Origin of the sequence: Roseovarius atlanticus (assembly GCF_001441615.1) — a bacterium.
Classification (GTDB): domain Bacteria; phylum Pseudomonadota; class Alphaproteobacteria; order Rhodobacterales; family Rhodobacteraceae; genus Roseovarius; species Roseovarius atlanticus.
Genome location: NZ_LAXJ01000006.1, coordinates 93,479 through 118,651 on the forward strand (window position 1 = coordinate 93,479; position 25,173 = coordinate 118,651).

Below are 25,173 nucleotides of genomic sequence, written 5' to 3' on the forward strand. Positions count from 1 at the left end.
GGGAGCGGCGGAGACGAAATGGCTATTCCAGCGTGGCGATGATGGCGCGCAGGGTGGCAATGCCGTCGCCCTTTTCCGAGGAGGTCAGGACGATTTCCGGGAAGGCGGCGGCATGGGTGGCAAGGCGGGTGCGCACCTGTGCCAGCATCTTGTCGCGTTCGGCGGCCTTGACCTTGTCGGCCTTGGTCAGAACGCATTGGAACGTCACGGCGGAGCTGTCGAGCAGGGCCATGATCTCTTCGTCCACGGGCTTGATCCCGTGTCGCGCGTCGATCAGCACGAAGGCGCGGCGCAAGGTGGCGCGCCCGGAAAGGTACTGTTTCAGAAGCGCCTGCCATTTCTCGACCTTCGGGAGAGGTGCGTTGGCGTAGCCGTAGCCGGGCAGGTCCACGAGGAACGTCTGGCCGCCGAGGTCGAAATAGTTGATTTCCTGCGTGCGGCCGGGCGTGTTGGAGGCGCGGGCCAGTGCCTTCCGCCCCGTCAGCGCGTTGATCAGGCTGGATTTTCCCACGTTGGAGCGCCCGGCGAAGCAGACTTCGGGACGGTCGGCGTCAGGCAGGCCGGACATGGCGACAACGCCTTTGACGAAGGTGACCTCGCCGGCGAAGAGCTTTCGGCCGGATTCGACCGCTGCGTCGCTGGGGGGCTCGGCCAGGGGGAAGGGCAGCGCCATCAGACGGGCTCGACCGTGTCGCCGACGCGGATGTCGCCCGAGCGCGTGACGGTGGCGTAGATGCCGAAATCCTGGTGGCCGAAACGATTGTTCAACGTGGCCAGCGTGTCGGCGTCACGTTCACCGGTTTGCGGGTTTGCGGTGGTGGCAAGACAGCGTTTGATCGGTTCCTGCACGCTCAGCTCGACCTCGCCGATGCGCAGGGTGTGGCCGACCCAGTCGAACTCGGCCCAGGCGTCCAGTCCCGACAGGTGGATGTTGCCGCGCCAGCGCAGGGGCGAGATGTCCTGCTGCATGGCCTCGGTCATGGCGTCGTTGGAGGCCAAGTTGATCAGGCTGATCGACGGATAATCGGTGTCGGTCATGCCGCGCCCGGGCACGCGCACGAGGCGGGCCGATTGCGCGCGGTCGGCGGGCATAAGAGGGCGCACCCAGTCGAGAAAGGCGTCCTGTTCGCGTTCGGGGTCAAAGGTCAGGTCTGGCCGGTCGGGATGCGTGAGCGTGACGGTGCCCGACGCCTCGTCCACCTGCGCGGATATGGCCATGAGCGTGCCGGTCTTGGCGCCGCGCGAGAAATTGGCGCAGGGCACCCATTCGGTGCCGTCGGCCTTGGACATCTCGTGCGCCACGGCCCAGCGACGGTCCCACGGCATGGTCTGGCCCTCGGTCAGGGTGACCGTGTCCAGCGCTTCGCGGCCGTGCCCCTTGATCGGGTGGCGCCAGAGCGCGGCCACGGTTGCCATCACTTGTCCTCCGGCGGCGGGGTCTTGGCCTTTTTCTTGAAGCTGGACTTGATGTTGCCGAAGACGTCCGGCTTGTACCCTTGGCTGCGCATGATCAGGTATTGCTGGCTGAAGGTGATCACGTTGTTGGCGATCCAGTAGACCACGAGGCCCGACGCGAAGCTGCCCAGCATGAACATGAAGACCCACGGCATCCACGCGAAGATCATCTGTTGCGTGGGGTCGGTGGGGGCCGGGTTGAGCTTTTGTTGCAGCCACATGGACACGCCAAGGCAGAGCGGCAGGATGCCGATGAAAATCAGCGCCAGGATCGAGCCCGGCTCGGGCGCGGCCCAGGGCAGGATGCCCCAGAGGTTATAGAGCGATGACGGATCGGGGGCGGACAGGTCGTCGATCCAGCCGATCCAGGGCGCGTGACGCAGCTCCAGCGTGACGAAGATCACCTTGTAGAGCGAGAAGAAGATCGGGATCTGAAGCAGGATGGGCAGACAGCCCGAGGCCGGGTTGACCTTTTCCTTCTTGTAAAGCTCCATCATCTCTTTCTGGAGTTTCTGGCGGTCGTCGCCAGACTTCTCCTTGATCTTCTCCATTTGCGGCTGAAGTTCCTTCATCTTGGCCATGGAGACGTAGGACTTGTACGCAAGCGGCAGCAGAACGGCCTTGATGATCAGGGTCAGTGCGATGATGGCCCAGCCCATGTTGCCGATCAGCTGGTTGAGGTTGTGCAGCAGCCAGAAGATCGGCTTGGTCAGGAAGAAGAACCAGCCCCAGTCGATCGAGTCGAGGAACTTGGTCACGCCTTCCTCGTTCTGGTAGTTGCGGATGGTTTCCCATTCCTTGGCGCCGGCGAAAAGGCGCGTCTGGATTGTCACTTCCTGTCCCGGCGCGACGGTTTCGGTGCGCTGCTTGATATTGGTCTGATAGATGTTGCGGCTGGTGTCTTGGAAGGTCGAGAAGGTAGAGCCTTCGGCCTGGCCGGGGATCAGCGCGGTCATCCAGTAGTGATCGGTGAAACCGGACCAGCCGGCCTCTTGCAGGGCGATGTTTTCATGTGCGCCGGCGGGTTCGAAATCGTCATAGTCGATCTCGCGCAGCTCGCCGTCGGTCAGGCTGATGCCGCCTTCGTGCAGGATGAAGAAATTCTTGAGGTCCGGGGGCAGGCCGTGGCGGGCCAGGATGCCGTAGGGTGCGACCGATGCCGGGCTGTCGCCGGTGTTCTGCACCGATTGGGTGACGGTGAACATCGAGCGGTCATCGACGGTCATCTCGCGCCGGAAGGTCAGGCCGGCGCCGTTACCCCAGCTGAGGACCAGCGGGTTTTCGGGCGTGAGCGGGCCTTCCGAGTCCACGTTCCATACCGTGTTGGCGCCCGGCACCTGATCGGGGGTCAGGCCGCTGCCCGGCGCCCAGCCGAACAGCGCGTAATAGGCGCGGTTCGTGCCGACCGGGGACAAAAGCGTGACGATGGGGGCATCGGGTTCGAGGGTTTCACGGTATTTCTTGAGTTGCAGGTCGTCGATGCGGCCGCCACGCAGCGAGATCGTGCCTTGCAGGGTCGGGGTGTCGATCTCGACGCGCGGCGTGTCGTCGGTTTCCGCTTCGGCCTGTTGCGCCTGGGGTGTCGCGGCGGTGTCGCCCGCCGTGCTGGGCACGATGGCCGTGTCGCCCGCGGGCTGGGACGGTGTGGTTCCGGTCCCGGTCTCGGACGTGGATGTGCTGGTGGTGGTCGCCTCGGGCGTCTCTTCCGGCTCGGGCGGCGGGAAAAGCAGGAACCAGATGAGGATCACCAACAGGCTGAGGCCCGTCGCCAGCAGGAGGTTGCGGTTCTGTTCGTCCATCGTGGATGGCCACCCGTGCAAGTTTCAATCGCTTGGGGGGTTCAACAGAGTGCAGCGGCAAAGGTCAAGGGGGCAGAGCAGATTCGTCGTCGGTGCAAGGCGCTGTCGCCGCTGGCTTTGTGCTTTGTTTGCCAGTCTGCGGCAGTGGGTCACGGCGCGGTCGCGGTATCGCTGCGCCATCGCATGGCGGCGGGCGGTCCGCCTAGCCGGCGGTGTGGCCGATGCGCGGCGGCGTCTGAACACGGGTCATGTGATCGGTGATCCATTCAAAGGTCTTGGTGGCCGGCATGGGGCGGGCGATGCCGAAGCCCTGAACGTGGCCGACCCCCAGCTGGGCCAGCATCGCGTGCTCGCCCGCGGTTTCCACGCCTTCGGCAATCGTGTCGAGGTCGAGTTGTTCGGCCATCAGTTGAATCGCATTGACCATGCGCTGTTGTTCGACGTCGCGATCGACTTTCTTGACGAAGGAGCGGTCGATCTTGAGCCGATGGACGGCAAATCGCCGGATCGAGGAGATCGAGGCGTGGCCGGTTCCGAAATCGTCCAGGTCGATGCGGCAGCCAAGGTCGGCCATGCGCCGGATATTGCGCACGATCGTATCTTCGGGCGAGTAGGCGACAACGTTTTCCAGTATTTCCACCGCCAACCGCGGCGGGGCGATATCAAAGCGGTCAAGCTCCCACTGGAGGCGATCGACAAGCTTGGGGTCGCGCAGTTCGTCGGCGGAAAAGTTCACGCCGATCTGCGGGATGTCGAACCCGGCCTCGTCCCAGGACTGGAGCGCGCCGAGCGCGTCGCGCAGGATCTCGGTGCCGAGAATGTCCGTCTTGCCCAGCTTTTGCAAAAGCGGCAGGAACTCGGCGGGCGGGATCAGGCCCCGCTCGGGATGTTCCCATCGCGCCAGCGCCTCGAATCCCGAGATGTGGCCGGTATCGGTGGAGATCTGCGGCTGGAACCAGGCCTGGATCTGGCCGTCCGCCAGGGCGGTCAGGATCTCTGTCGCGGCCTGCCCGGCGATGGGCAAGGCACGGTGCAGTTCGGGGCTGTAGGCGCGGATGGCCGAAGGTGCGTGGCGACGCGCCTCGATCAAAGCGATTGCGGCGGCGTCGGAAAGCTCGCGCCCGGTGCCGCCGCGCACGAAGCTGTCCAGGCAGAACCCGACCGAGGCGGAGACATAGATCGTGGCCGCATCGAGCGAAATCGGTTCCTCTACGGCGGCCTGCAACCGCGTGGCCAGTTTCAGGCCCGCCTCGGAATCGAGCTGACGGACCGGGGCGAAGACGATGCCGAATTGCCCGTTGGACAGGGCAAGCAGCGTATCCTGCTCGCGCAGGACGGATTTCAGCCGGTCGGCCACGCGAGCGCCGACCCGTTCCGCCGCCGCGGCGCCATGTCGATCGAGCAGGGTTTCATAATCGTCGATCTCGACGATGGCGCAGCCCGTGCGGCGCAGGCAATTGCGCGCAAGATCGAGCGTTTCCTGCAAGGTTCGTTCGAAGTCATCCTCGCGCTCCGGTGGGCTGTAGGGCGGTGCGGTCGTGCGCACCCAGGCCAGCACCAGCGGCACGGCCAGCGCAAGGGCCAACAGCACGGGCTCCCCGCCGAGCCAGAAGCCGCCGAGGACAAGCGCGGGCAGGAATGCCAGCGCTTGCGGGCCCGTCAGAACGGTCGCGATGGAGAAACGGAAGGAAGACACGTTGTGGCGCAAGAGCTTGGTCCGGGATCCGGGGCGGTCGCGCCCACGCTATCTCCAGTTGCTCAATAGCCCCTTAACGCAACTTCGGCAGACCGTCGTCTTTTTGATCCAATTTTAGCGATCCGCGGGTAAGCCCCTCGAAATCGAAGAGTTTCGGGTCGAGCAGGTGCGACGGCCGCGCGTTCATGAGGGCGCGGAACATCACCTGTCGCCGACCGGGAGCGTTCTTTTCCCATTGATCGAGGATCTGCTTGACCTGCTGGCGTTGTAGCCCGTCCTGAGAGCCGCAGAGATCGCAGGGGATGATGGGATAGTTCATCGCGCGCGCAAACCGCTCGCAGTCTTCTTCGGCCATATGGGCCAGCGGGCGATAGACGAACAAATCGCCCTCCTCGTTCACCAGCTTGGGGGGCATCGTGGCCAGACGCCCGCCGTGAAAGAGGTTCATGAAGAACGTCTCGAGGATATCGTCGCGGTGATGACCCAGCACGACTGCAGAACAGCCTTCCTCGCGCGCGATGCGGTAAAGATGGCCGCGGCGAAGGCGTGAGCAGAGCGCGCAATAGGTGCGCCCGGCGGGCACCTTGTCGACGACGACCGAATAGGTGTCCTGGTATTCGATCCGGTGGGGCACGCCCATGTCTTTCAGGAACTTGGGCAGGATGGTCGCCGGAAAGCCAGGCTGGCCCTGGTCGAGGTTGCAGGCGAGGATATCGACGGGCAGAAAGCCGCGCCACTTCAGCTCGTGCAGGACGGCCAGCAGGGTGTAGCTGTCCTTGCCGCCGGAAAGGCAGACCAGCCATTTCGGAGGTGGCCCGCCTTCGGCGTGACGCGCATCTTTCTCGACCATGCCGTATTGCTCGATCGCCTCGCGGGTCTGGCGGACGACGCGTTTGCGCAGCTTGCGGAACTCCGTGGTTTTCGGAGCGCCGGCAAAGAGCGGGTGAATATCGTCGGCATCGTCGAGCATGTTTGCGCGTTTAGAGCGATTCACGCCACCGGGCAAGCGCAGCCGTCAGGCACCGGCGTCGATCAGCGCTTGCAGGATCGCCTTGGCGCTGTCCGAGCTCCAGTCGGCATCGCCCTGAAGGCGGGCGATCTCGCGGCCCTCGCGGTCGAGGATGACGGTGACGGGCAGGCCCAGAACGCCCATCTGGCGCGAGAGTCCCATTTTGGGGTCGGCGTGCAGCGGCAGGTTGTCCACGCCGATCTCGTCGAAGAATTTCTTCATCGCTTCGGGCGCGTTGCGGCCCGAGGCGATGGTGACGACCTCGAAATCGTCGCCGCCCAGCTGGGCCTGAAGGTCCGAAAGCATCGGCATCTCATGACGGCAGGGGGCGCACCAGGTGGCCCAGAAGTTGACCAGGGTGATCTTGCCCTCATAGTCCGCCAGGGTCAGCTCACCGCCATCCTCGGACTTGAACGCCTCGGCAGGCACCGGCTTGGCCTCGGAATGCACCACCAGCTTTTTCATGTCGCCGTCGCGCAGGTCGGCAATATCCGCGGTCTGCGCCGCTGCGGCGTTTGCACCGACTGCGAGGGCCATATAAAGGACGATGGACTTCAGCGAATTCATAGCGCCTCCGAAGAGTTGGGACATGACAGACAAGACCTCTAACCAGATGTGGGGTGGCCGGTTCGCCGCCGGGCCCGATGCGATCATGGAGGCAATTAATGCCTCGATAGATTTCGACAAGCGCCTTGCGGCGCAGGATATCGCCGGGTCGCGCGCCCATGCGGCCATGCTGGCCGCGACAGGTATCGTCAGTGATAGCGATGCCGAGGCGATGCGTGAAGGCCTGCTCACGGTGTTGTCAGAGATCGAAAGCGGGGCGTTTCCGTTCTCGAAGGCGCTGGAGGACATTCACATGAATGTCGAGGCGCGGCTGAAGGAGGTGATCGGCGAGCCGGCGGGGCGTTTGCACACCGGGCGCAGCCGGAACGACCAGGTGGCGACGGATTTCAAGCTGTGGGTGCGCGATCAGCTGGATGCGGCGGACGCGGCGTTGGTGGCGCTGATGAAAGCGTGCCTTGCGCAGGCCGAGGCCGGCGCGGATTGGGTGATGCCAGGATTCACGCATTTGCAGGTGGCGCAGCCGGTGACCTGGGGCCACCACATGATGGCCTATGTCGAGATGTTCGGTCGGGATCTGAGCCGGGTGCGCGACGCGCGAGCCCGGATGAACGAATGCCCGCTGGGCGCGGCGGCCCTGGCCGGGACGTCCTTTCCCATCGACCGGGAGATGACGGCGAAAGAGCTTGGGTTTGACCGGCCCGCGGCCAACAGCCTGGATGCGGTGAGCGATCGGGATTTCGCGCTGGAGTTTCTGTCCGTGGCCAGCATCTGCGCGATGCATCTCAGCCGCATGGCCGAAGAGCTGGTGATCTGGTCCTCGGCGCAGTTCCGTTTCGTGACGCTGAGCGACCGGTTTTCCACCGGGTCGAGCATCATGCCGCAGAAGAAGAACCCCGATGCCGCGGAACTGATCCGCGCCAAGATCGGGCGCATCTTCGGGGCGAACGTGGCGCTGACGTTGGTGATGAAGGGCCTGCCGCTGGCCTATTCCAAGGACATGCAGGAGGACAAGGAGCAGGTGTTTGACGCCGCCGACAACCTGATGCTGGCCCTGGCCGCGATGGACGGAATGGTGCGGGACATGACCGCCAACCAGGGCGCACTGGAGGCGGCGGCCGGCGCGGGATTCTCAACCGCGACGGACCTGGCGGACTGGCTGGTGCGGGTGCTGGGCCTGCCCTTCCGCGACGCGCATCACGTGACTGGCGCGCTGGTCGCCAAGGCGGAGGCCAAGGGGTGCGACCTGCCGGAGCTGAGCCTTGAGGAGATGCAATCGGTGCATGGCGATATCGACAAAACGGTCTATGATGTGCTGGGTGTGCACAACTCGGTCGCCTCGCGCACAAGCTATGGCGGGACGGCGCCCGAGCAGGTGCGTTTGCAGGTCAACCGCTGGAAGGAGATCCTGGGATGAAACGCGCGATTGCCGTACTGGGCCTGATACTGGTCGCGGGATGCGGTGTGGACGGTGAGCCCGTTCCGCCCGGCAGCGAGCCGGACGATACGGTCGCACGAAACGATCCGACGCAGGTGCGGCCCAACCTGAACGGGTCGCTGACCGTGGGCACCAACGGCTCGCGGGCCAGCGTGGGCACCTCGATCGTCAGAGGCAACGTGTCGGTTCACGTGGGCACGGTGTTTTGAGGTACGTTTTCCTGGCTTTGGCCGTCTGGGGGGCGATCCACCCGATGGCGTGGTTCATCACGTGGTTCAACGCGAACGGGTACAGCCTGATGGGCATGGTCGAGGCCTGGCACGCCAATGCCGCGACGAGCGGTCTGGTCTGGGATCTGACGATTGCCGCCGTCGCACTGACGCTGTGGGTGATATGGGAAACAGCGCAGGCGCGGGACTGGCTGCGCCTGATCGCGATACCGGCGACCTTCTGCATCGGGGTCAGTTGCGGTTTGCCGCTTTATCTGTTTCTGAGGATGCGGCGCGGGTGAGACCTGCGGGAATCCGAGTATTTTCAGCAAGAAAAAGCGCGAATGGATCATTTTCTTTACCATGACGGCGAGCTTCATGCCGAGGACGTGCCCGTGGCCGAGATCGCGGCGCAGGTGGGCACGCCGTTCTATTGCTACTCGACCGCGACGCTGACGCGGCATTTCCGGCTGTTCGACGAGGCGCTGGAAGGGATGCCGCACTTGGTGTGCTACGCGATGAAGGCGGCCAGCAACCAGGCGATCCTGAAGACGCTGGCGGGCCTGGGTGCGGGGATGGATGTGGTCTCGGCCGGGGAATACATGCGGGCCAAGGCGGCGGGCGTGCCGGGTGACAAGATTGTCTTCTCTGGTGTCGGCAAGACCCGCGAGGAAATGCGCATCGCGCTGGAAGGCGGCGTGCGGCAGTTCAACGTCGAGAGCGAGCCCGAGATGGCGGCGCTGTCGGAGGTGGCGGTGTCGCTGGGAGTGGAAGTGCCCATCACCGTGCGGGTGAACCCGGACGTGGACGCGAAGACCCATGCCAAGATCGCCACCGGCAAGAGCGAGAACAAGTTCGGCATTCCTATAGCACGCGCCCGAGAGGTGTATGCCGAGGCGGCACGCCTGCCGGGGATAAAGGTGATCGGCATCGACGTGCATATCGGCAGCCAACTGACCGATCTGGAACCGTTCCGCCTGGCCTATCAGAAGGTGGCGGAGCTGACCGAAGTGCTGCGGGCGGACGGGCACGAAATTGTGCGCCTCGATCTGGGCGGCGGGCTTGGCATCCCCTACGAGCGGTCGAACGCTGCGCCGCCGCTGCCCACGGATTATGGCGCGCTGATCCGCGAAACGGTGGGGCATCTGGGCTGCGAGATCGAGATCGAGCCGGGGCGGCTGGTGGCCGGCAATGCCGGGATCCTCGTCAGCAAGGTGATTTACGTGAAATCGGGCGAAGGGCGTGATTTCCTGATCCTCGACGGCGCAATGAACGACCTGATTCGCCCCGCGATGTATGACGCCTATCACGATATAGTTCCGGTAAGAGAGCCTGCGCCGGGCGCGGAGCCCGCCAAGTACGACATCGTCGGCCCGGTTTGCGAATCGGGCGACACTTTCGCCAAGGGGCGGGTGATGCCGCATGTGGGCGAGGGCGACCTTGTGGCGTTTCGCAGCGCGGGTGCATATGGCGCGGTGATGAGCAGCGAGTACAATACAAGGCCGCTGGTTCCCGAAGTTCTGGTGCATGAGCATCAATTTGCCGTCATCCGGCCCCGACCGACCTTTGACGAGATGATAAATCGCGATACCATCCCCGCATGGTTGTGACGCGACGGGCGCGTCGGCAGCCCAATCGCAGGGATGCATGGCACAATCTGACAACACCACGTTCAACAAGGTCATCCAGCGGCTGAAGCGGCCCTTGATGCTGACCTGGGCCGGGCTGATCGCCGAGCGTCTGGTGCGGGCCTTCTGGCCGCTCTGGAGCGTGGTGATCGCGGTGTGCGCGGCCCTGATGCTTGGTCTGCACGACCTTGCGCCGGTGGAAATCGTCTGGACGCTGGCGATCGTTTCGGGGCTGGCCGCGCTGGGCTTTGCGGTGCACGGGGCGCGCCGGTTCGACTGGCCGTCGCGCGAAGAGGCGATTCGACGGATGGATGGCGTGCTGCCGGGGCATCCGCTGGCGACACTTGCCGACAGGCAGGCCATCGGGGGCGGCGACACGGGGTCGCAGGCCCTGTGGCGGGCGCATATCGCGCGGATGGAAGCCCGCGCCGCCGGTGCGAAAGCGGTCGAGCCCGATCTGAGGCTGTCGCGCCGGGATCCGTTTGGGTTGCGCTATGTCGCCCTGCTGGCGCTGGTGGTGGCGGTTCTGTTCGGATCTGTCTGGCGGGCCGGTACGGTGTCGCAGATGGCCCCCGGCAGCGGTGCGGCGCTGGCCAGCGGTCCGACTTGGGAAGGCTGGATCGAGCCGCCCGCCTACACCGAGCTGCCGAGCCTTTACCTGAACGATCAGGACGGGGCGTTCAGTGCCCCCGAGGGCAGCCTTGTGACGCTGCGCTTTTACGGCGAGGTGGGCGCGTTGAGCATGACGGAAACGGTCTCGGGCCGGACCGAGGATGTTCCGCCGGCCACGGATACCGAGCAGAGTTTCGAGATCACGCAGGACGGGACGTTGCGCATCGACGGCCCCGGCGGCGAGGAATGGACGATCACGGCCCTGCCCGACGCGCCGCCCGAGGCATCGATTTCCGAAGGGCTGGAAGTGACGTTCGACGGGCAGATGAGCCAGCCGTTCGCGGCCAGCGACGACCATGGCGTGGCCGGTGGCACGGCGACGTTCGAACTGGCGCTGGACGAGGTCGATCGGCGCCATGGTCTGACAGCGGAACCCGATGCGCGCGAGCCGATCGTGCTGGACCTGCCGCTGCCGATCACCGGGGACCGCGCGGACTTTACTGAGACGTTGATCGAGAACCTGTCCGAGCATCCGTGGGCGCATCTGCCGGTGCGCCTGACGCTGACCGTCCGGGACGAGCGCGACCAGACAGGGCAAAGCGCGCCGGTGGTGATGGACCTGCCCGCGCGGCGGTTCTTTGATCCGATGGCCGCGTCGGTGATCGAACAGCGGCGTGACTTGCTGTGGGCGAAATCCAACGCCAGACGTGTCAGCCAGATGCTGCGCGCGGTGTCGCACAACCCCGAGGATGGGCTGTTCAAGTCCGAGACGGCCTATCTGAAGCTGCGGGTGATCCTGCGGCGGCTGGAGACGTTCATCGACCACGACAGCCTGACCGACGAAACGCAGGAAGACCTGGCGCAGGCGTTGTGGGATCTGGCTGTGCTGCTGGAAGACGGCGATATCGGCGATGCGCTGGAGCGGATGCGGGCCGCGCAGGAACGCCTGAGCGAGGCCATGCGCAACGGCGCCAGCGAGGAAGAGATCGCGCGGCTGATGCAGGAATTGCGCGACGCGACGCAGGATTACCTGCGCCAGAAATCGCAGATGGCGCAGCGCGAGGGCGACCAGGCCGATGAGCCCGACAGGGGCCAGTCCGAGAACATGCAGACCCTGACCGACCAGGATTTGCAGGACATGATGGACCGCATCCAGGAACTGATGGAGCAGGGCCGGTTTGCCGAGGCGCAGCAGGCGTTGGAAGAGTTCCAGCAGATGATGGAGAACCTGCGCGTGACCGAAGGCCAGCAGGGGCAGGGCGGCGACAATCCCGGCCAGCAGGCGATGGAAGGTCTGGCCGAAACGCTGCGTGATCAGCAGGGCCTGTCGGACGAGGCCTTCCGGGACTTGCAGGAACAGTTCAATCCCGGCGCACAGGCCGGTGAATCACAGGGTAACGAGGGCCGCAACGGCGGTCAGGGCCAGGGCCAGCAGCATTCGCAGCAAGGCCAGGGACAACAGCCGGGCCAGCAGCAAGGGCAGGGCCAGGGCCAGCAACAGGGTCAGCAACCCGGCCAGGGCCAGGGCAATCAGTCTGCCGAAGGGCAACAAGGCGGCCAGGCCGGAAATCTTTCGGAGCGGCAAGAAGCGCTGCGCCGTGAATTGGAGCGTCAGCGGCAGGGTCTGCCGAATGTCGGCGGTCAGGCCGGCGAGGACGCCCGCGAGGCGCTGGACCGGGCGGGGCGCGCCATGGAAGGTGCCGAGGAAGCGCTGCGCGGCGACGATCTGCCCGAGGCGATCGACCGGCAGGCCGAGGCGATGGATGCCTTGCGCGACGGGATGCGCAGTTTGGGCGAGGCGCTGGCCGAGAACAGCCAGTCGCAGCCGGGTCAGGGCCAGGCGCAAAGCCAGACACCGGGGCAGTTCGGGGAACAGGACCCGCTTGGCCGGTCACAGCGCGGGCTGGCCGGGGACCAGGGCGAGTTCACCGCGCGCGAAGACGTCTATCGCCGCGCCGGAGAATTGCTGGACGAGATCCGCCGCCGGTCGGGCGACACCGCGCGGCCCGATGTCGAGCTTGACTATCTGCGGCGGCTACTGGACCGGTTCTGAGACGTGGCGAGAGGCCAGTGTGCGCGGCTTACCGGCCGCGCCACGCGATCAAGTGTCGGCGGCGCCGCTTTCGGACAACGAGGCTGCCACGCCTTGAATGAGGTCGTTCAGACCGGCGCGCCAGGAATTTACCATCTCGACATAGCCTGTCAGGGGATCGGCCAGCTGGGGCACCGCGCCGGACAGTTGCGGCGCGAACACGTAAAGCAGTAGCGCCAGAACCGCCAGGACGACCGCAAGCCGGAAACCGGAGCGGAAGCCGCCTTTGCGTGGGGCAACCGTTGTTTCGGAGGCCGCCGCCACGGGACGGGGCTGTTCCTTTTTGCCGTCGGAATCCAGCGATGAGTTGATCTCGTCTATATCGGGCAGCAGGTTGCTGCGCGACGTGGGATCAATCTCTTCAACCTCGGCATCTGATTTCTGCGCCTCGGGTTCGCCGCGCAGGCGGGCCATGCGGGCGCGGGCCTCTTCCGAGCGCCGTTGCGCGTCGTTGTCGGTGTCCTGAAGGCCAAGTTCTTGCTGAGTCTCGACGGTGCCGCGCCTGTCGTGATCACGCGCGCGGGATTCACGCGCGGCTTCTTCCCGCAACACGTCGGCCACGGCGGGGTCGATCTCGCGCCGCCTGGGTTCGGATGCGGGGGCGGCGTGCTCTTCGGCGATGACCTCGTCCTCGGGTGCATCGTCTGCCGGCGCGAGGGTCTCATCGGGTGTGCCGGCGGCGTCGGTCCAACCTGCGTCGTCCTCGTCTTCTTCGGCAGCGTAATCCGCCTCCGGTTCGGGGCGCGACACCGTATCTTCCGGCTCGTATTCTGCCTGACTGGCAGACTCAGAGAGTGCCTCGGGAGGAGGGTCTTCGGCGGGATGATCGGGATGGTGCTGAAACCACGTCGTTCCGCAATCTGAACATTGCACATCGCGCCCGCTTGCGGGAATGACTTCTGTAGGAACTTCGTATTGTGCCCCGCAATTCGGGCATATCAACCGCATCTTGCCACCCGCTGCCTGTCGTCTGACCGGCATATCCCAGCCTTATGTTTGCCGTACCTTACGCACAAATAACGGACCGGGAAAGGGGGCAATCACGCAAGCGCCGTAGTCGTTGCACAAGTGTGTCCTGTGGGGCATGAAGGGCAAAATGCATTGGGGGCCGAAGTGATCGAGCTGGAAAATGTCGCCTACAGCTATGGCGGGGGGGAATTGCTGAGTGACATCTCGCTCAAGCTGCAGGCTGGGTCGTTTCATTTCCTGACCGGCCCGTCGGGGTCGGGCAAGACCACGCTGCTGAAGCTGTGTTACGGGGCGTTGATGCCCACGGCCGGCGAGGTCCGGCTGTTCGACACGGATGTGCGCACGATGGAGCGGGACGACATCGCGGATGCAAGGCGGCGGATCGGGGTGGTGCATCAGGATTGCCAGTTTCTGGATCACTTGACTGTCGCCGACAATATCTCGTTGCCGCTGATGGTGTCGGGGCGTGACCTTCTGGGCGAATCCGCGAACCTGAAGGAGCTGATCGGCTGGGTGGGGCTCAAGGCGCGGGCCGATGCGCTGCCGCCGGAACTGTCGGGCGGGGAACGCCAGCGGGCGGCGCTGGCGCGAGCCATCATCATGTCGCCTGACGCGGTTCTGGCCGACGAACCCACGGGCAACGTCGATTGGGAGATGTCGCAACGCCTGCTGCGCCTATTGATCGAACTGAACCGCATGGGCAAGACGATCATGGTCGCGACCCATGACCTTGCCCTGATCCGGGCCGCGAAGAGCCATGTTCAGGCTAGGGTGCTGCGGATCTCGAACCGGCGGCTGCAACTTGCGGGGGCGGACCTGTGAAACTGGATTTCAACCGCGTGACCGAGTTCGTCATGGGCGATGCACAGGCCGACCGGGTGGTGCCGCCCACAGGATTCACGGCCTCGCTGACGGTGTTCAGCGCGGGCGCGATGGCGTTTCTGGCGGTGTTCGCGCTGGCCTTGTCGATGGCGACGGGGCGGCTGGCTGATCGCTGGGGGTCGGAGCTGGCGCGGTCCTCGACCATCAGGATATCCGCGCCCGAGGGCCAGATAGCGGCGCAGACCGCGGCCACGCTGAAGATCCTCGAGACAACCAAGGGCGTCGCCTCGGCCCGGGCGCTGGACCCCGACGAACAGCGCGCCTTGCTGGAGCCATGGTTCGGCCCCGACCTGCCGGTGGATACCCTGCCGATCCCGCAACTGATCGAGGTCGTCGAGGAAGGCGAGGGGTTCGACGCGGGCGGGCTGCGCCTGCGGCTGTCGGCCGAGGTGCCGGGGGCGATCCTGGATGACCATACCCGGTGGCGCCGCCCGCTGGTCAGTGCCGCGACGCGCCTGCGGATGCTGGGCTATATCTCGATCCTGCTGATCGGGGCGGCGACGGCGGCAATGATCACGCTGGCCGCCAACGCGGCGCTGGCGGCGAACACGCAGGTGATCGGCGTGCTGCGCCTTGTGGGCGCGCGCGACAGCTATATCGCGCAGGCTTTTGTTCGGCGGTTCACGTTGCGCGCGCTGACCGGGGGGGCCGTGGGCACGGTGGCGGCCGGAGTGGCGGTGTTCCTGTTGCCCGCCGCGCAGGAGGATGGCGGGTTTCTGACGGGACTCGGTTTTCACGGCTGGCAGTGGCTGTGGCTGTTGGTGATCCCGCCCCTGGCCGCGACCGTCGCCTTTGCGGCGACACAGGCGGCGGCGCGCAAGACATTGAAGGATACGCCATGAGATACGCGTTGCAATGGGTCAGATCGGCGGTGTTCGTGGGCCAGATCTATTTCATGATGCTGCCCATCGGGATCGTGTTCCTGCCTTGGGCGCTGGTCTCGTCGCGGGGCGCGAATGCGGCGTGCAAGGCGTGGTGCGCCTGGGTGCGCTGGACCGCCCGCTGGATGGTCGGGGTCCGGACCGAAGTGCGCGGCACGCCGCCGCGCCACGAATGCCTGATCGTCGCCAAGCACCAGTCTTTCCTGGATATTATCCTGATCTTTGCCAGTGTCCCGTCGGGCAAGTTCATCATGAAACGCGAGTTGATGTACGCCCCGATCATCGGCCAATACGCCATGAAACTGGGCTGTGTGCCCGTGGACCGGGGCAAGCGCAGCCAGGCGATCAAGAAGATGATCGCGGATGTGGGCCGTGGGCGTCTGCGGCCCGGGCAGCTGATCATCTATCCGCAGGGCACGCGGATCGCACCGGGGGTCAAGGCGCCCTACAAGGTGGGGTCGTCGATCCTCTATGAAGAGATGGCGCAGGAATGCATCCCGGTGGCAACGAATGTCGGTCTGGTCTGGCCGCGCAAAGGCATCATGCGGCATCCCGGGACGGGGGTGGTGGAGTTTCTGCCGGCGATCGAGGCGGGGCTGCCGAAGGAAGAGTTCATGGCGCGGCTGGAAGACACGATCGAGACCAATTCCAACCGCCTGATGCGCGAAGCGGGGTTTGATCCGGATGGAGTTCATTAACGATATCAAGGCGCTGGAAGCGCTTTACGGCACGCCCGGCGCGGCCAGTACGCGCAAGGTGGTGCATCGGCTGACGCCGCTTTACCGGCAGTGGATCATGGCGTCACGCTATTGCGTGCTGAGCACGGTGGGGCCGGACGGCACCGATGGTAGCCCGCGCGGGGATGACGGCCCGGTTGTGTTGGAACTGGACGAGCATACATTGGCCATGCCCGATTGGCGTGGCAACAACCGTCTGGATTCGCTGAGGAATATCGTGTCGGACGGGCGTGTTTCCTGCATGTTCATGGTGCCGGGATCGAACACGGTGGTGCGGGTGAACGGCGCTGCAAAGCTGACCAACGACGAAGGGCTGCGCGCCCGGTTCGAGCAGGCGGGCAAGCATCCGGCGACGGTGATCGTGATCGCGATTTCCGAGATCTACAGCCAATGCGCCCGGGCTACGATCCGGGCCGGGTTGTGGAGCCGGGACGACAGTGACGGGCTGCCGACAGTGGGCGAGTTGCTGGCCGAGGCCTCGGACGGGGACGAGGGCGGCGCGGAATATGACGCCGCTTGGAGCGCCCGGGCAGCGAAGACCATGTGGTAGGTTTTGCGCGAAAGGTTAACGGGCGAAAACCCACGTCGGTATCGCGTCGGTATCCGGGTGGCATCGCGTCGGTGTTTATTCGGAGCGGCAAAGGTTAAAGCGCCGTGTGATCGGAATGGGCGCGCGTGGGTTTTCACCCACCCTACGAGGTCCCGGAACAGGTCCGGGACGGGTGAGTCTAAGGTGGCGCGGTCAGGCTTAGTATTCGTTGATCGCCACGCCCCGCCTGCGCAACTCGGCCAAGACTGCGTCCGCCTCTGGCGCGTGGTTCGAGGTGAAGTACCGGAACTCTTGAAGGTTGGGCAGTTGCAGAAGTGCGTGCCAATTGCGCCATGGGCTGCCGATTAACCCTAGCTCCAGCACTTCGAGCCTGGGGGCGCGGAGATAGGCGGTCAGGTCGTTGGCGTGGTGCATCGCGGAAAATCCGAACACCCGCAGATTGGGCAGAAGCGACAGGTCGGCGACGCTGGCGATGTCGAAGTCCTCGGTCTCGCCGCCCCAGAAAGGGAAGATCCAGCCGTAGATATCCAGGCCGCCGTCGAACCAGAGTTCCTCGACCGCGGCGAGATGCGCGGAGGTCAGAGGGTACTGGCGGAAGTAGCTGAGGAACGAGCGGTTCAGGGTGTAGCCGTCGCGTTCGTAATCGTATTGGCCCTTGCTGAGCCGATCCTGAAACGCGGCCTCGTCACCCAGATCGAACGTGCCGTTCGCCATCAGCGCGTCGATCACAGTGAGCTTGAAATTGGGATCTGCAAAAGGCGCATGGTCCTTTTGCAGATCTGGGACGGGAACCCAATCGCGCATGTCAGCTGTGGATCGGCCCATCGCCGCAGGCCAGGGCCGCTTCGCGCACCGCTTCGGAATAAGTCGGGTGGGCGTGGCAGGTCAGGGCCACGTCCTCGGCCGCCGCGCCGAATTCCATGGCGACGCAGATCTCGTGGATGAGATCGCCCGCCATGGGTCCGATGATATGCGCGCCCAGGATGCGGTCGGTTTCCTTGTCGGCGAGGATCTTGACGAAGCCGTCTGAGGCGAAGTTCGCCTTGGCCCGGCCATTGCCCATGAAGGAGAACTTGCCGGCCTTGTAGGCGCGGCCTTCTTCCTTCAACTGCTCCTCGGTCTTGCCGACGGCGGCGACCTCGGGATGGGTGTAGATCACGCTGGGGATGACGCCGTAATTCACGTGCCCGTGCTGGCCCGCGATGACGGCCGCGGCGGCCATGCCTTCGTCCTCGGCCTTGTGGGCCAGCATCGGGCCGGAGATACAGTCGCCGATGGCGTAGACGCCCTTGACGTTGGTCTGCCAGTGGTCGTCGGTCTTGATCTGGCCGCGCTCGGTCATCTCGACGCCCAAGGACTCCAGCCCCAGCCCATCGGTGAACGGTTTGCGGCCGGTGGCGACCAGCACCACGTCGGCATCCAGTGTTTCCTCGCTGTCGTCCTTGCGCAGCTTGTAGGTGACCTTGGCCTTGGTCTTCATCGCCTCGACGCCCTGAACGGCGGCGCCCATGATGAATTCCAGCCCCTGTTTCTTCAGCAGCTTCTGAAAGGTCTTCTGGACCTCGCCATCCATGCCCGGCGTGACATGGTCGAGATATTCCACGACCGTCACTTCGGAACCCAGGCGCGAATAGACCGAACCAAGCTCCAGCCCGATGACGCCGGCACCGATGACGACCAGTTTCTTGGGCACCTTGGGCAGCTCCAGCGCGCCGGTGGAGGAGACCACGGTTTTCTCGTCGATCTCGACACCCGGAAGCGTGCTGACCTCGGAGCCTGTCGCGATAATGATGTTCCTGGCCTCGTGCGTGTCGTCGCCGACCTTCACCTTGCCCGCCTCGGGGATGGAGCCCCAGCCCTTCAGCCAGTCGATCTTGTTCTTTTTGAACAGGAACTCGATGCCCTTGGTGTTCTGGCCGATGGTCTCGTCCTTGTAGGACAGCATCTGTTTCCAGTCGACAGACGGGCTTTTGCCCTTGAGGCCCATGGCGGCGAAGTTGTGTTCGGCCTCGTGCAGCATGTGGCTGGCGTGCAGCAGGGCCTTGGAGGGGATGCAGCCCACGTTGAGGCAGGTGCCGCCCAGGGTTTCGCGGCCCTCGACGCAGGCGGTTTTCAGGCCCAGCTGGGCGCAGCGGATCGCGGCGACATAGCCGCCGGGGCCGGAGCCGATTACGATGACGTCATAGGATGCCATTTGATATTCTCCTTCGCGTGTCGGGCGTGTTGGTCCCGAACCTATGCTTTTTGTTGTGCGGTGTCACGATGCGGGCGGGGCGCAGTCCGGCACGGTTTTCAGGATTTCGTGCAAAAGGTCGGTCCATTCCGCGTCGGGGTTGTTTTCCATGAAGCCGATGGCGGGAACGAAGGCGTTCTGGAAACCGGGGTGGAAGGTTTCACCGTCCGACCACCAGGGCGTGATGGTGCCGCTGACGAGGGTGAAGTCGATTGTCTCGCCCGGCAGGTCGACACGGGTGATCTGGAAACAGCCGTCGCCTTCGCCCTCGGGGGCGCCGTCGGTGAAGGTGTTGGTTTTGCTGTCGTAGTCGCGATGCATGACGAAGAACGTGCCTTCCTCGATCACGAACTCGGCGGCGGCCGGGTTGGCGACCAGTGCAAGGGCGAGGGATAGGCGGCGGATCATAGCAGGGCGGTCAGGTACATGAGGGCGGTCGCGGCGAAGCCCACCAGCCAGATCAGCGACCGCCAGGGGCGCAGGCCGAGGTAATAGGCCGGGATATAGGCGATGCGGGCGATCAGGTAGGTCCAGGCGCAGGCGGTGGTGACCCCCGTGGATTGGCCGGAGACGGCGATCACCACGCAGGCGATGGTGAAAAGGATCAGCCCTTCGAAATGGTTGTCCATCGCACGGCCCAGCCGGGCGGTGCGGTCGGACATCTGGCGCGACGGTTCGCGGTCGCGCGCCGAGGTGGTGTAGCCCGGGCCAAGCTCCATGTTGGCCGGCACGGCGTAGAGGGCGAATTGCACCACTTGGAGCAGCGCGGCGAGGGTGAGGACGGTGAGTTCGGGGGTCATGTGGCGTCACATGTCCCGGGCCTGACCCGGGACCTCCTTTTTGCGGGGCGTGCGAGGGGCGGCGGGTGTCATGCGTCGGTGATTGCCTCTGCAATGGCCTTGGCCTTGGCGTCGAATGTGCCGGTCCGGGCCGAGGGGTGGGGCGCCAGGACGTGCGGCACGTTGAAATGTTTGAGGACACGGGCGGCATCGTGGCCGAGCGCGATGGGGCGGCGGCCGAGGCGCTCAAACTGGCCGATGGCCTCCCAGCTGGCGCGAGCGTGGGCCGGGGGGATGGTGGAGGAGCGCTGCGGCGTCAGCAGGTGAAAGACCGGCGTGATGTAGATGTCGGCGCGGGTGAGGTTCAGCAGCGCGAGCACCTTGTCGATCACCCGGTTGAAGGGGTTTGTGGAGAGGTAGCCCTGGTGCTTGAGTTCCGTGCGGTGGCGGCGTACCGAAGGCGCATCGAGCCAGTCTTTCGACACCAGCATGGGGCCGGTGAGGGAACCGGAGGTCATCTGGATGGGCGAGACATAGTCGCCGTCGAAGCCTTCCTCGGCCAATGTCGGATAGCCGGACAGGCGGAAGGCGCGGCGCGCGGCGACGGCGCGGGCATATCCGGCGGCTGGGGTCATCAGTGGTCCGCGTCCCGGGCTTGACCCGGGACCTCTGTGTGGGCGAGAGGCCCCGGCTCGGGGGCCGGGGCGGGTCGCTCCTGGCTCATGCCGTCTCCAGCATGTGGGAGGCGGCGGGGCCGTGGCCGAGGCCGGTTTCCTTGTCGACCCAAGCCTTGGCGCGGGCCACGTCGTTGACGCCGAAGAGGACCCAGCGGGTGCCCGTGCCCTCGCGCCACATCTGAAGCTGGGTGAGACCGGCATTGGCCCGATCCTCGGCGTGGGAGTCGTGGGTGTCCTGGTCGAAGCTGTCGTAGCGGAGGAGGAGTTGGGTGGTCATGGAAGTCCCCTTTACGCCTCATGTTTGGGAATGGTGGGGTGGAACCCCACCCTACGCGGACTCGTAGGGTGGGTGAAAACCCACACGGGGCGTCACAGATCCATCAACAACCGCCGCGGATCTTCCAGCGCGTCCTTCACGCGGACGAGGAAGGTCACGGCGCCCTTGCCGTCGACGATGCGGTGGTCGTAGCTGAGGGCGAGGTACATCATGGGGCGGGCCTTGATCTCGCCGTTCACCACCATCGGGCGCTGCTGGATCTTGTGCATCCCCAGGATGCCCGATTGCGGGGGGTTGAGGATGGGGGAGGACATCAGCGAGCCGTAGACGCCGCCGTTGGAGATGGTGAAGGTGCCGCCCTGCATTTCGGCCATGGAGAGCTTGCCGTCGCGGGCGCGGGCGCCTTTTTCGGCGATGGCTTTCTCGATGTCGGCGAAGCCGAGCGCGTCGGCGTCGCGGATCACGGGGACCACGAGGCCGGTGGGCGTGCCGGTGGCGATGCCCATGTGCACGAAGTTCTTGTAGACGATATCGGTGCCGTCGATCTCGGCGTTGACCTCGGGCACCTCTTTCAGCGCGTGGCAGCAGGCCTTGGTGAAGAAGGACATGAAGCCCAGCTTGACGCCGTGCTTCTTCTGAAACTCGTCCTTGTACTGGTTCCGCAGGGCCATCACCTCGGTCATGTCCACCTCGTTATAGGTGGTGAGCATGGCGGCGGTGTTCTGGCTGTCCTTGAGGCGGCGCGCGATGGTCTGGCGCAGGCGGGTCATCTTGACCCGTTCCTCGCGGCTGGCATCCTCGGCCGAGACGGGCGCGCGCGGCGCCTGTGCGGGGGCCGAGGATGTGGCGGGCGCGGCGCTGGTAGCGGCTGCGGCGGCCTTTGCGACGTCCTCTTTCATGACGCGGCCGTCGCGGCCCGAGCCCTGCACCTGATCGCTGCTGAGGCCCTTTTCGGCCATCGCCTTTTTCGCAGAGGGCGCATCCTCGATATCGCGGCCCGGAAGCGGGGCGGTGTACTGCCCGCCATTGGCGGTGGCCGGCTCGTCGCCTTGCGCCGGGATCGCGTTGCTGTCGGGGCGCTCAGCCGGTTCCACGGCGCCGTCGGCGGCGCCCGACAGGACGGCGAGCTTGCCATTGGCCTGAACCGTGTCGCCTTCGTTCGCGAGGATTTCGGTCAGCGTGCCGGCGGCGGGCGAGGGGACCTCGACCGACACCTTGTCGGTTTCCAGCTCGCAGAGCATTTCGTCCTGGCTGACATTGTCGCCGACCTTCTTGAACCAGGTCGAGACGGTGGCTTCGGACACGGATTCTCCCAGCGTGGGCACCATCACGTCGATGTTGCCGCCGCCGCCCGAGCCGTCACTGTCGCCGCCGGATTTGGCGGGCGCGGGCTCGGTCTTTTTCTCTTCTTTTTTCTCGGCCTTCTTGGGCGCGCTGTCAGACCCGCTGTCGCCTTCGGAGAGGGTGGCCAGCAGGGCGTCAACGCCCACGGTCTCACCCTCTTGCGCAACGATCTCGGCCAGGGTGCCGGCGGCGGGCGAGGGCACCTCGACGGTGACCTTGTCGGTTTCCAGCTCGCACAGCATCTCGTCGGCCTCGACCGTGTCACCGGCCTTTTTGAACCAGGTGGCGACGGTGGCTTCGGTCACGGATTCGCCCAGCGTGGGCACGCGTACTTCGGTGGTCATTACGTCTTATCCTTCGATCGTCAGCGCGGCATCAATCAGCGCTTCTTGTTGGGCCTTGTGTTGGCTGGCAAGCCCGGTTGCGGGCGAGGCGGAGGCCTGACGCCCGGCATAGACCGGACGGGTGTGCTTGGCCTTGATACGTTGGAGCACCCATTCGATATTGGGCTCGATGAAGCTCCAGGCGCCCTGGTTCTTGGGCTCTTCCTGGCACCAGACCATCTCGGCCTTCTTGAAGCGTTCAAGCTCCTTGACCATCGAGATGGCGGGGAACGGGTAGAACTGTTCGACGCGCAACAGATAGACGTCGTCCAGCCCGCGGTTGTCGCGTTCTTCCAGCAGGTCGAAATAGACCTTGCCCGAGCACATGACGACGCGCTTTATCTTGTCGTCCGATTTCAGCTTGGTCTCTGAATTGCCGTATTGGGCATCGTCCCAGAGCACGCGGTGGAAGCTGCTGCCAGTGGTAAATTCCTCGGCCTTGGAGACGCACATCTTGTGGCGCAGAAGCGATTTTGGCGTCATCAGGATGAGCGGCTTGCGGTAGGTGCGGTGCAGCTGCCGGCGCAGGATGTGGAAGTAGTTGGCCGGGGTCGAGCAATTGGCAACGATCCAGTTGTCCTGTCCGCACATTTGCAGGAAGCGTTCAAGGCGCGCGGACGAGTGCTCGGGGCCCTGGCCTTCGTAGCCGTGGGGCAAAAGGCAGACGAGGCCCGACATGCGCAGCCATTTCGATTCACCGGAAGAGATGAACTGGTCGAACATGATCTGGGCGCCGTTGGCAAAGTCGCCGAACTGGGCCTCCCACAGGGTCAGGGCGTTGGGTTCGGACAGGGTGTAGCCATATTCGAAGCCCAGAACGGCGTATTCCGACAGCATCGAGTCGATGACCTCGTACTGCGCCTGGCCTTCGCGGATGTGGTTGAGCGGGTAGTAGCGCTCTTCGGAGTCCTGGTCGACGAGGCCGGAATGACGCTGGCTGAACGTGCCGCGGGTGCTGTCCTGACCGGCAAGACGCACGCGGTAGCCTTCGGTCAGGAGCGAGCCGAACGCGATCGCCTCGGCGGTGGCCCAGTCGAAGCCTTCGCCGGTCTCGAACATCTTGGCCTTCGTCTCCAACAGGCGCGAGACGGTCTTGTGCAGCGGCGTGCCCTCGGGCGGGGTGGTCAGCGCGCGGCCGATCTCGGCCATGGTCTTTTTCTTGATGGCGGTTTCGCCGCGCTGGTAATCCTCGTCCTTGCTGTCGAGATGGGACCACTTGCCGTCCAGCCAGTCGGCCTTGTTCGGGCGGTATTCCTTGCCCGCCTCGAACTCGTCGGCGAGGTAGGACTGGAACGCGGCCTTCATGTCGTCGATCTCGCCCTCGGGGATGAGGCCGTCCTTGACCAGACGCTCGGTGTAAAGCGTCAGGGTCGTCTTCTGCTTCTTGATCTTGTTGTACATGATCGGGTTGGTGAACATGGGCTCGTCGCCCTCGTTGTGCCCGAAGCGGCGGTAGCAGATGATGTCGATGACCACGTCCTTGCGGAACTTCTGACGGAACTCGGTGGCGACCTTGGCGGCGTGCACCACGGCCTCGGGGTCGTCGCCGTTGACGTGGAAAATCGGCGCCTCGACCATCAGCGCGATATCCGTGGGATAGGGCGAAGAGCGCGAGAAGTGCGGCGCGGTGGTGAACCCGATCTGGTTGTTCACGACAAGGTGCATGGTGCCGCCGGTCTTGTGGCCCTTGAGCCCCGAGAGGCCGAAGCATTCCGCCACGACGCCTTGGCCCGCAAAGGCCGCGTCGCCATGCAGCAAGAGCGGCATGACGGCGGTGCGCTCCTTGTCGCCCAGCTGGTCCTGCTTGGCGCGGGATTTGCCCAGGACGACAGGGTTCACCGCCTCGAGGTGCGAGGGGTTCGCGGTGAGGCTGAGGTGCACGGTGTTGCCGTCGAATTCGCGGTCCGAGGAGGCGCCGAGGTGGTATTTCACGTCGCCCGAGCCGTCCACGTCCTCGGGTTTGAACGAGCCGCCCTGGAATTCGTTGAAGATGGCGCGATAGGGTTTGCCCATGACGTTGGCGAGCACCGACAGGCGGCCCCGGTGGGGCATCCCGATGACGATCTCCTTCAGGCCCAGTTGACCGCCGCGCTTGATGATCTGCTCCATCGCCGGGATCAGCGCCTCGCCCCCGTCAAGGCCGAAGCGCTTGGTGCCCATGTACTTGACGTGCAGGTATTTCTCGAAGCCCTCGGCCTCGACCAGCTTGTTCAGGATGGCCTTGCGGCCCTCGCGGGTGAAGGTGATTTCCTTGTCGTAGCCCTCGATGCGTTCCTTCAGCCAGGCGCTCTCTTCGGGGTCGGAGATGTGCATGTATTGCAGGGCAAAGGTGCCGCAATAGGTGCGCTTGACGATATCCAGGATCTCGCGGATCGAGGCGACCTGAAGGCCCAGAACGTTGTCGATGAAGATGGGCCGGTCCATGTCGGCCTCGGTGAAGCCGTAGGATTTGGGGTCAAGCTCGGGCCGGTCGGGGCTTTCGCGCAGGCCCAGCGGGTCGAGATCGGCCGCCAGATGCCCCCGGATGCGGTAGGCGCGGATCAGCATGAGCGCGCGGACACTGTCGAGCACGGCGCGTTTCACGGCGTCGTCCGAGACCTCGATGCCCTTCTCGGCGGCCTTCGACTTGATCTTGTCACCGGCCTTTTGCGCCTCGACCTCGGTCGGGTATTCGCCGGTCAGCGCGCTGGTCAGGTCATCGGCGGGCTGCGGCGGCCAGTCGCCCCGCGCCCAGCTTGGCCCGGCGGCCTCTTTCTTGACGTCCGTGTCCCCGTCGCCCAACTCGCGGAAGAACGCCTGCCACGCCTCGTCGACCGCGTTTGGGTCATTGGCGTATCGCGCGTAAAGCTGTTCGAGATACTCGGCGTTGTGCCCCTGCATGAAGCTGGAGGCGTGGAACTGGTCGTTGGGGGATTGGTCGGTCATCTCAGGCTCCCTCGTTGGGGTTGACCGTAGGGCG

At 65.0% G+C, this 25,173-nt stretch carries 24 protein-coding genes; 9 read left to right on the plus strand and 15 right to left on the minus strand.

The window, feature by feature from the left end; all coding sequences use genetic code 11:
• Positions 1-22: 22 nt before the first annotated feature.
• From yihA to XM53_RS07290, 6 genes are all read right to left on the minus strand, one after another.
• Positions 23-673, minus strand: a complete 651-nt coding sequence (gene yihA / locus XM53_RS07265; protein ID WP_057791804.1) for a ribosome biogenesis GTP-binding protein YihA/YsxC — start codon at positions 671-673, stop codon at positions 23-25.
• On the minus strand, positions 673-1,416 hold the full coding sequence (locus tag XM53_RS07270; protein ID WP_057791806.1) for an MOSC domain-containing protein: 744 nt from the start codon (positions 1,414-1,416) through the stop codon (positions 673-675). Before XM53_RS07270 ends, yihA begins: the two co-directional genes overlap by 1 nt.
• Entirely contained in the window at positions 1,416-3,254 is a 1,839-nt protein-coding gene (yidC, locus tag XM53_RS07275; RefSeq protein WP_057791807.1) for a membrane protein insertase YidC, read from the minus strand. Before yidC ends, XM53_RS07270 begins: the two co-directional genes overlap by 1 nt.
• Before the next feature lie 202 nt (positions 3,255-3,456).
• Positions 3,457-4,962: a putative bifunctional diguanylate cyclase/phosphodiesterase gene (locus tag XM53_RS07280; protein WP_057791809.1), complete on the minus strand. Its 1,506-nt coding sequence runs from the start codon at positions 4,960-4,962 to the stop codon at positions 3,457-3,459.
• A gap of 61 nt (positions 4,963-5,023) precedes the next feature.
• A complete protein-coding gene (ttcA, locus tag XM53_RS07285; RefSeq protein ID WP_057791811.1) occupies positions 5,024-5,920 on the minus strand; it encodes a tRNA 2-thiocytidine(32) synthetase TtcA in 897 nt (298 codons plus the stop codon).
• Positions 5,921-5,965: 45 nt separating this feature from the next.
• A complete protein-coding gene (locus tag XM53_RS07290) occupies positions 5,966-6,526 on the minus strand; it encodes a TlpA family protein disulfide reductase (protein WP_057791813.1) in 561 nt (186 codons plus the stop codon).
• A 22-nt stretch (positions 6,527-6,548) separates the two neighbouring features.
• Between XM53_RS07290 and argH the strand changes: the two genes are divergently transcribed.
• Genes argH through XM53_RS07315 form a run of 5 tightly spaced genes read left to right on the plus strand, consistent with a single transcriptional unit; the run spans position 6,549 to position 12,463 of the window.
• A complete protein-coding gene (gene argH, locus XM53_RS07295; RefSeq protein WP_057791815.1) occupies positions 6,549-7,940 on the plus strand; it encodes an argininosuccinate lyase in 1,392 nt (463 codons plus the stop codon).
• Positions 7,937-8,170, plus strand: a complete 234-nt coding sequence (locus XM53_RS07300; RefSeq protein WP_057791817.1) for a hypothetical protein — start codon at positions 7,937-7,939, stop codon at positions 8,168-8,170. Before argH ends, XM53_RS07300 begins: the two co-directional genes overlap by 4 nt.
• Positions 8,167-8,472 carry a DUF2834 domain-containing protein gene (locus XM53_RS07305; protein WP_057791819.1) on the plus strand — a complete coding sequence of 102 codons (306 nt, stop codon included), beginning with the start codon at positions 8,167-8,169 and terminating at the stop codon, positions 8,470-8,472. Before XM53_RS07300 ends, XM53_RS07305 begins: the two co-directional genes overlap by 4 nt.
• Before the next feature lie 42 nt (positions 8,473-8,514).
• Entirely contained in the window at positions 8,515-9,780 is a 1,266-nt protein-coding gene (gene lysA / locus XM53_RS07310) for a diaminopimelate decarboxylase (protein WP_057791821.1), read from the plus strand.
• 37 nt (positions 9,781-9,817) lie between these two features.
• The gene (locus XM53_RS07315) at positions 9,818-12,463 is read left to right on the plus strand and encodes a TIGR02302 family protein (protein ID WP_057791823.1); all 2,646 of its coding nucleotides are present in this window, start codon (positions 9,818-9,820) and stop codon (positions 12,461-12,463) included.
• A gap of 48 nt (positions 12,464-12,511) precedes the next feature.
• Here the strand turns inward: XM53_RS07315 and XM53_RS07320 are convergent, their stop codons facing one another.
• Positions 12,512-13,483, minus strand: coding sequence for a zinc-ribbon domain-containing protein (locus XM53_RS07320; protein ID WP_328586661.1), 972 nt, complete (start codon positions 13,481-13,483; stop codon positions 12,512-12,514).
• Positions 13,484-13,615: 132 nt separating this feature from the next.
• Between XM53_RS07320 and XM53_RS07325 the strand changes: the two genes are divergently transcribed.
• From XM53_RS07325 to XM53_RS07340, 4 genes are read left to right on the plus strand one after another with little or no spacing between them, the layout of a single operon-like run.
• Positions 13,616-14,293 carry a cell division ATP-binding protein FtsE gene (locus XM53_RS07325; protein WP_057791852.1) on the plus strand — a complete coding sequence of 226 codons (678 nt, stop codon included), beginning with the start codon at positions 13,616-13,618 and terminating at the stop codon, positions 14,291-14,293.
• 32 nt (positions 14,294-14,325) lie between these two features.
• Entirely contained in the window at positions 14,326-15,195 is an 870-nt protein-coding gene (locus XM53_RS07330) for a cell division protein FtsX (RefSeq protein WP_057791854.1), read from the plus strand.
• Positions 15,192-15,932, plus strand: coding sequence for a lysophospholipid acyltransferase family protein (locus XM53_RS07335; RefSeq protein WP_057791827.1), 741 nt, complete (start codon positions 15,192-15,194; stop codon positions 15,930-15,932). Before XM53_RS07330 ends, XM53_RS07335 begins: the two co-directional genes overlap by 4 nt.
• Positions 15,919-16,521 (plus strand): pyridoxamine 5'-phosphate oxidase family protein, encoded by a 603-nt coding sequence (locus tag XM53_RS07340; RefSeq protein WP_057791828.1) that lies wholly within the window; start codon positions 15,919-15,921, stop codon positions 16,519-16,521. Before XM53_RS07335 ends, XM53_RS07340 begins: the two co-directional genes overlap by 14 nt.
• A 198-nt stretch (positions 16,522-16,719) precedes the next feature.
• Here the strand turns inward: XM53_RS07340 and XM53_RS07345 are convergent, their stop codons facing one another.
• The 8 genes from XM53_RS07345 to XM53_RS07380 all read right to left on the minus strand — a co-directional run bounded on the left by XM53_RS07345 (position 16,720) and on the right by XM53_RS07380 (position 25,139).
• The gene (locus XM53_RS07345) at positions 16,720-17,325 is read right to left on the minus strand and encodes a DUF6892 domain-containing protein (RefSeq protein WP_057791830.1); all 606 of its coding nucleotides are present in this window, start codon (positions 17,323-17,325) and stop codon (positions 16,720-16,722) included.
• Position 17,326: 1 nt separating this feature from the next.
• Positions 17,327-18,715, minus strand: a complete 1,389-nt coding sequence (gene lpdA / locus XM53_RS07350) for a dihydrolipoyl dehydrogenase (protein WP_057791832.1) — start codon at positions 18,713-18,715, stop codon at positions 17,327-17,329.
• 63 nt (positions 18,716-18,778) lie between these two features.
• Positions 18,779-19,162 carry a hypothetical protein gene (locus XM53_RS07355; protein ID WP_057791834.1) on the minus strand — a complete coding sequence of 128 codons (384 nt, stop codon included), beginning with the start codon at positions 19,160-19,162 and terminating at the stop codon, positions 18,779-18,781.
• Positions 19,159-19,554 (minus strand): MAPEG family protein, encoded by a 396-nt coding sequence (locus XM53_RS07360; RefSeq protein WP_057791835.1) that lies wholly within the window; start codon positions 19,552-19,554, stop codon positions 19,159-19,161. Before XM53_RS07360 ends, XM53_RS07355 begins: the two co-directional genes overlap by 4 nt.
• Before the next feature lie 68 nt (positions 19,555-19,622).
• On the minus strand, positions 19,623-20,168 hold the full coding sequence (locus tag XM53_RS07365) for a hypothetical protein (RefSeq protein WP_057791837.1): 546 nt from the start codon (positions 20,166-20,168) through the stop codon (positions 19,623-19,625).
• 85 nt (positions 20,169-20,253) lie between these two features.
• The gene (locus XM53_RS07370) at positions 20,254-20,487 is read right to left on the minus strand and encodes a hypothetical protein (protein WP_057791839.1); all 234 of its coding nucleotides are present in this window, start codon (positions 20,485-20,487) and stop codon (positions 20,254-20,256) included.
• 92 nt (positions 20,488-20,579) lie between these two features.
• Positions 20,580-22,175, minus strand: coding sequence for a 2-oxoglutarate dehydrogenase complex dihydrolipoyllysine-residue succinyltransferase (gene odhB / locus XM53_RS07375; protein ID WP_057791841.1), 1,596 nt, complete (start codon positions 22,173-22,175; stop codon positions 20,580-20,582).
• Between the two features lie 6 nt (positions 22,176-22,181).
• Positions 22,182-25,139, minus strand: coding sequence for a 2-oxoglutarate dehydrogenase E1 component (locus XM53_RS07380; protein WP_057791843.1), 2,958 nt, complete (start codon positions 25,137-25,139; stop codon positions 22,182-22,184).
• Positions 25,140-25,173: the final 34 nt, after the last annotated feature.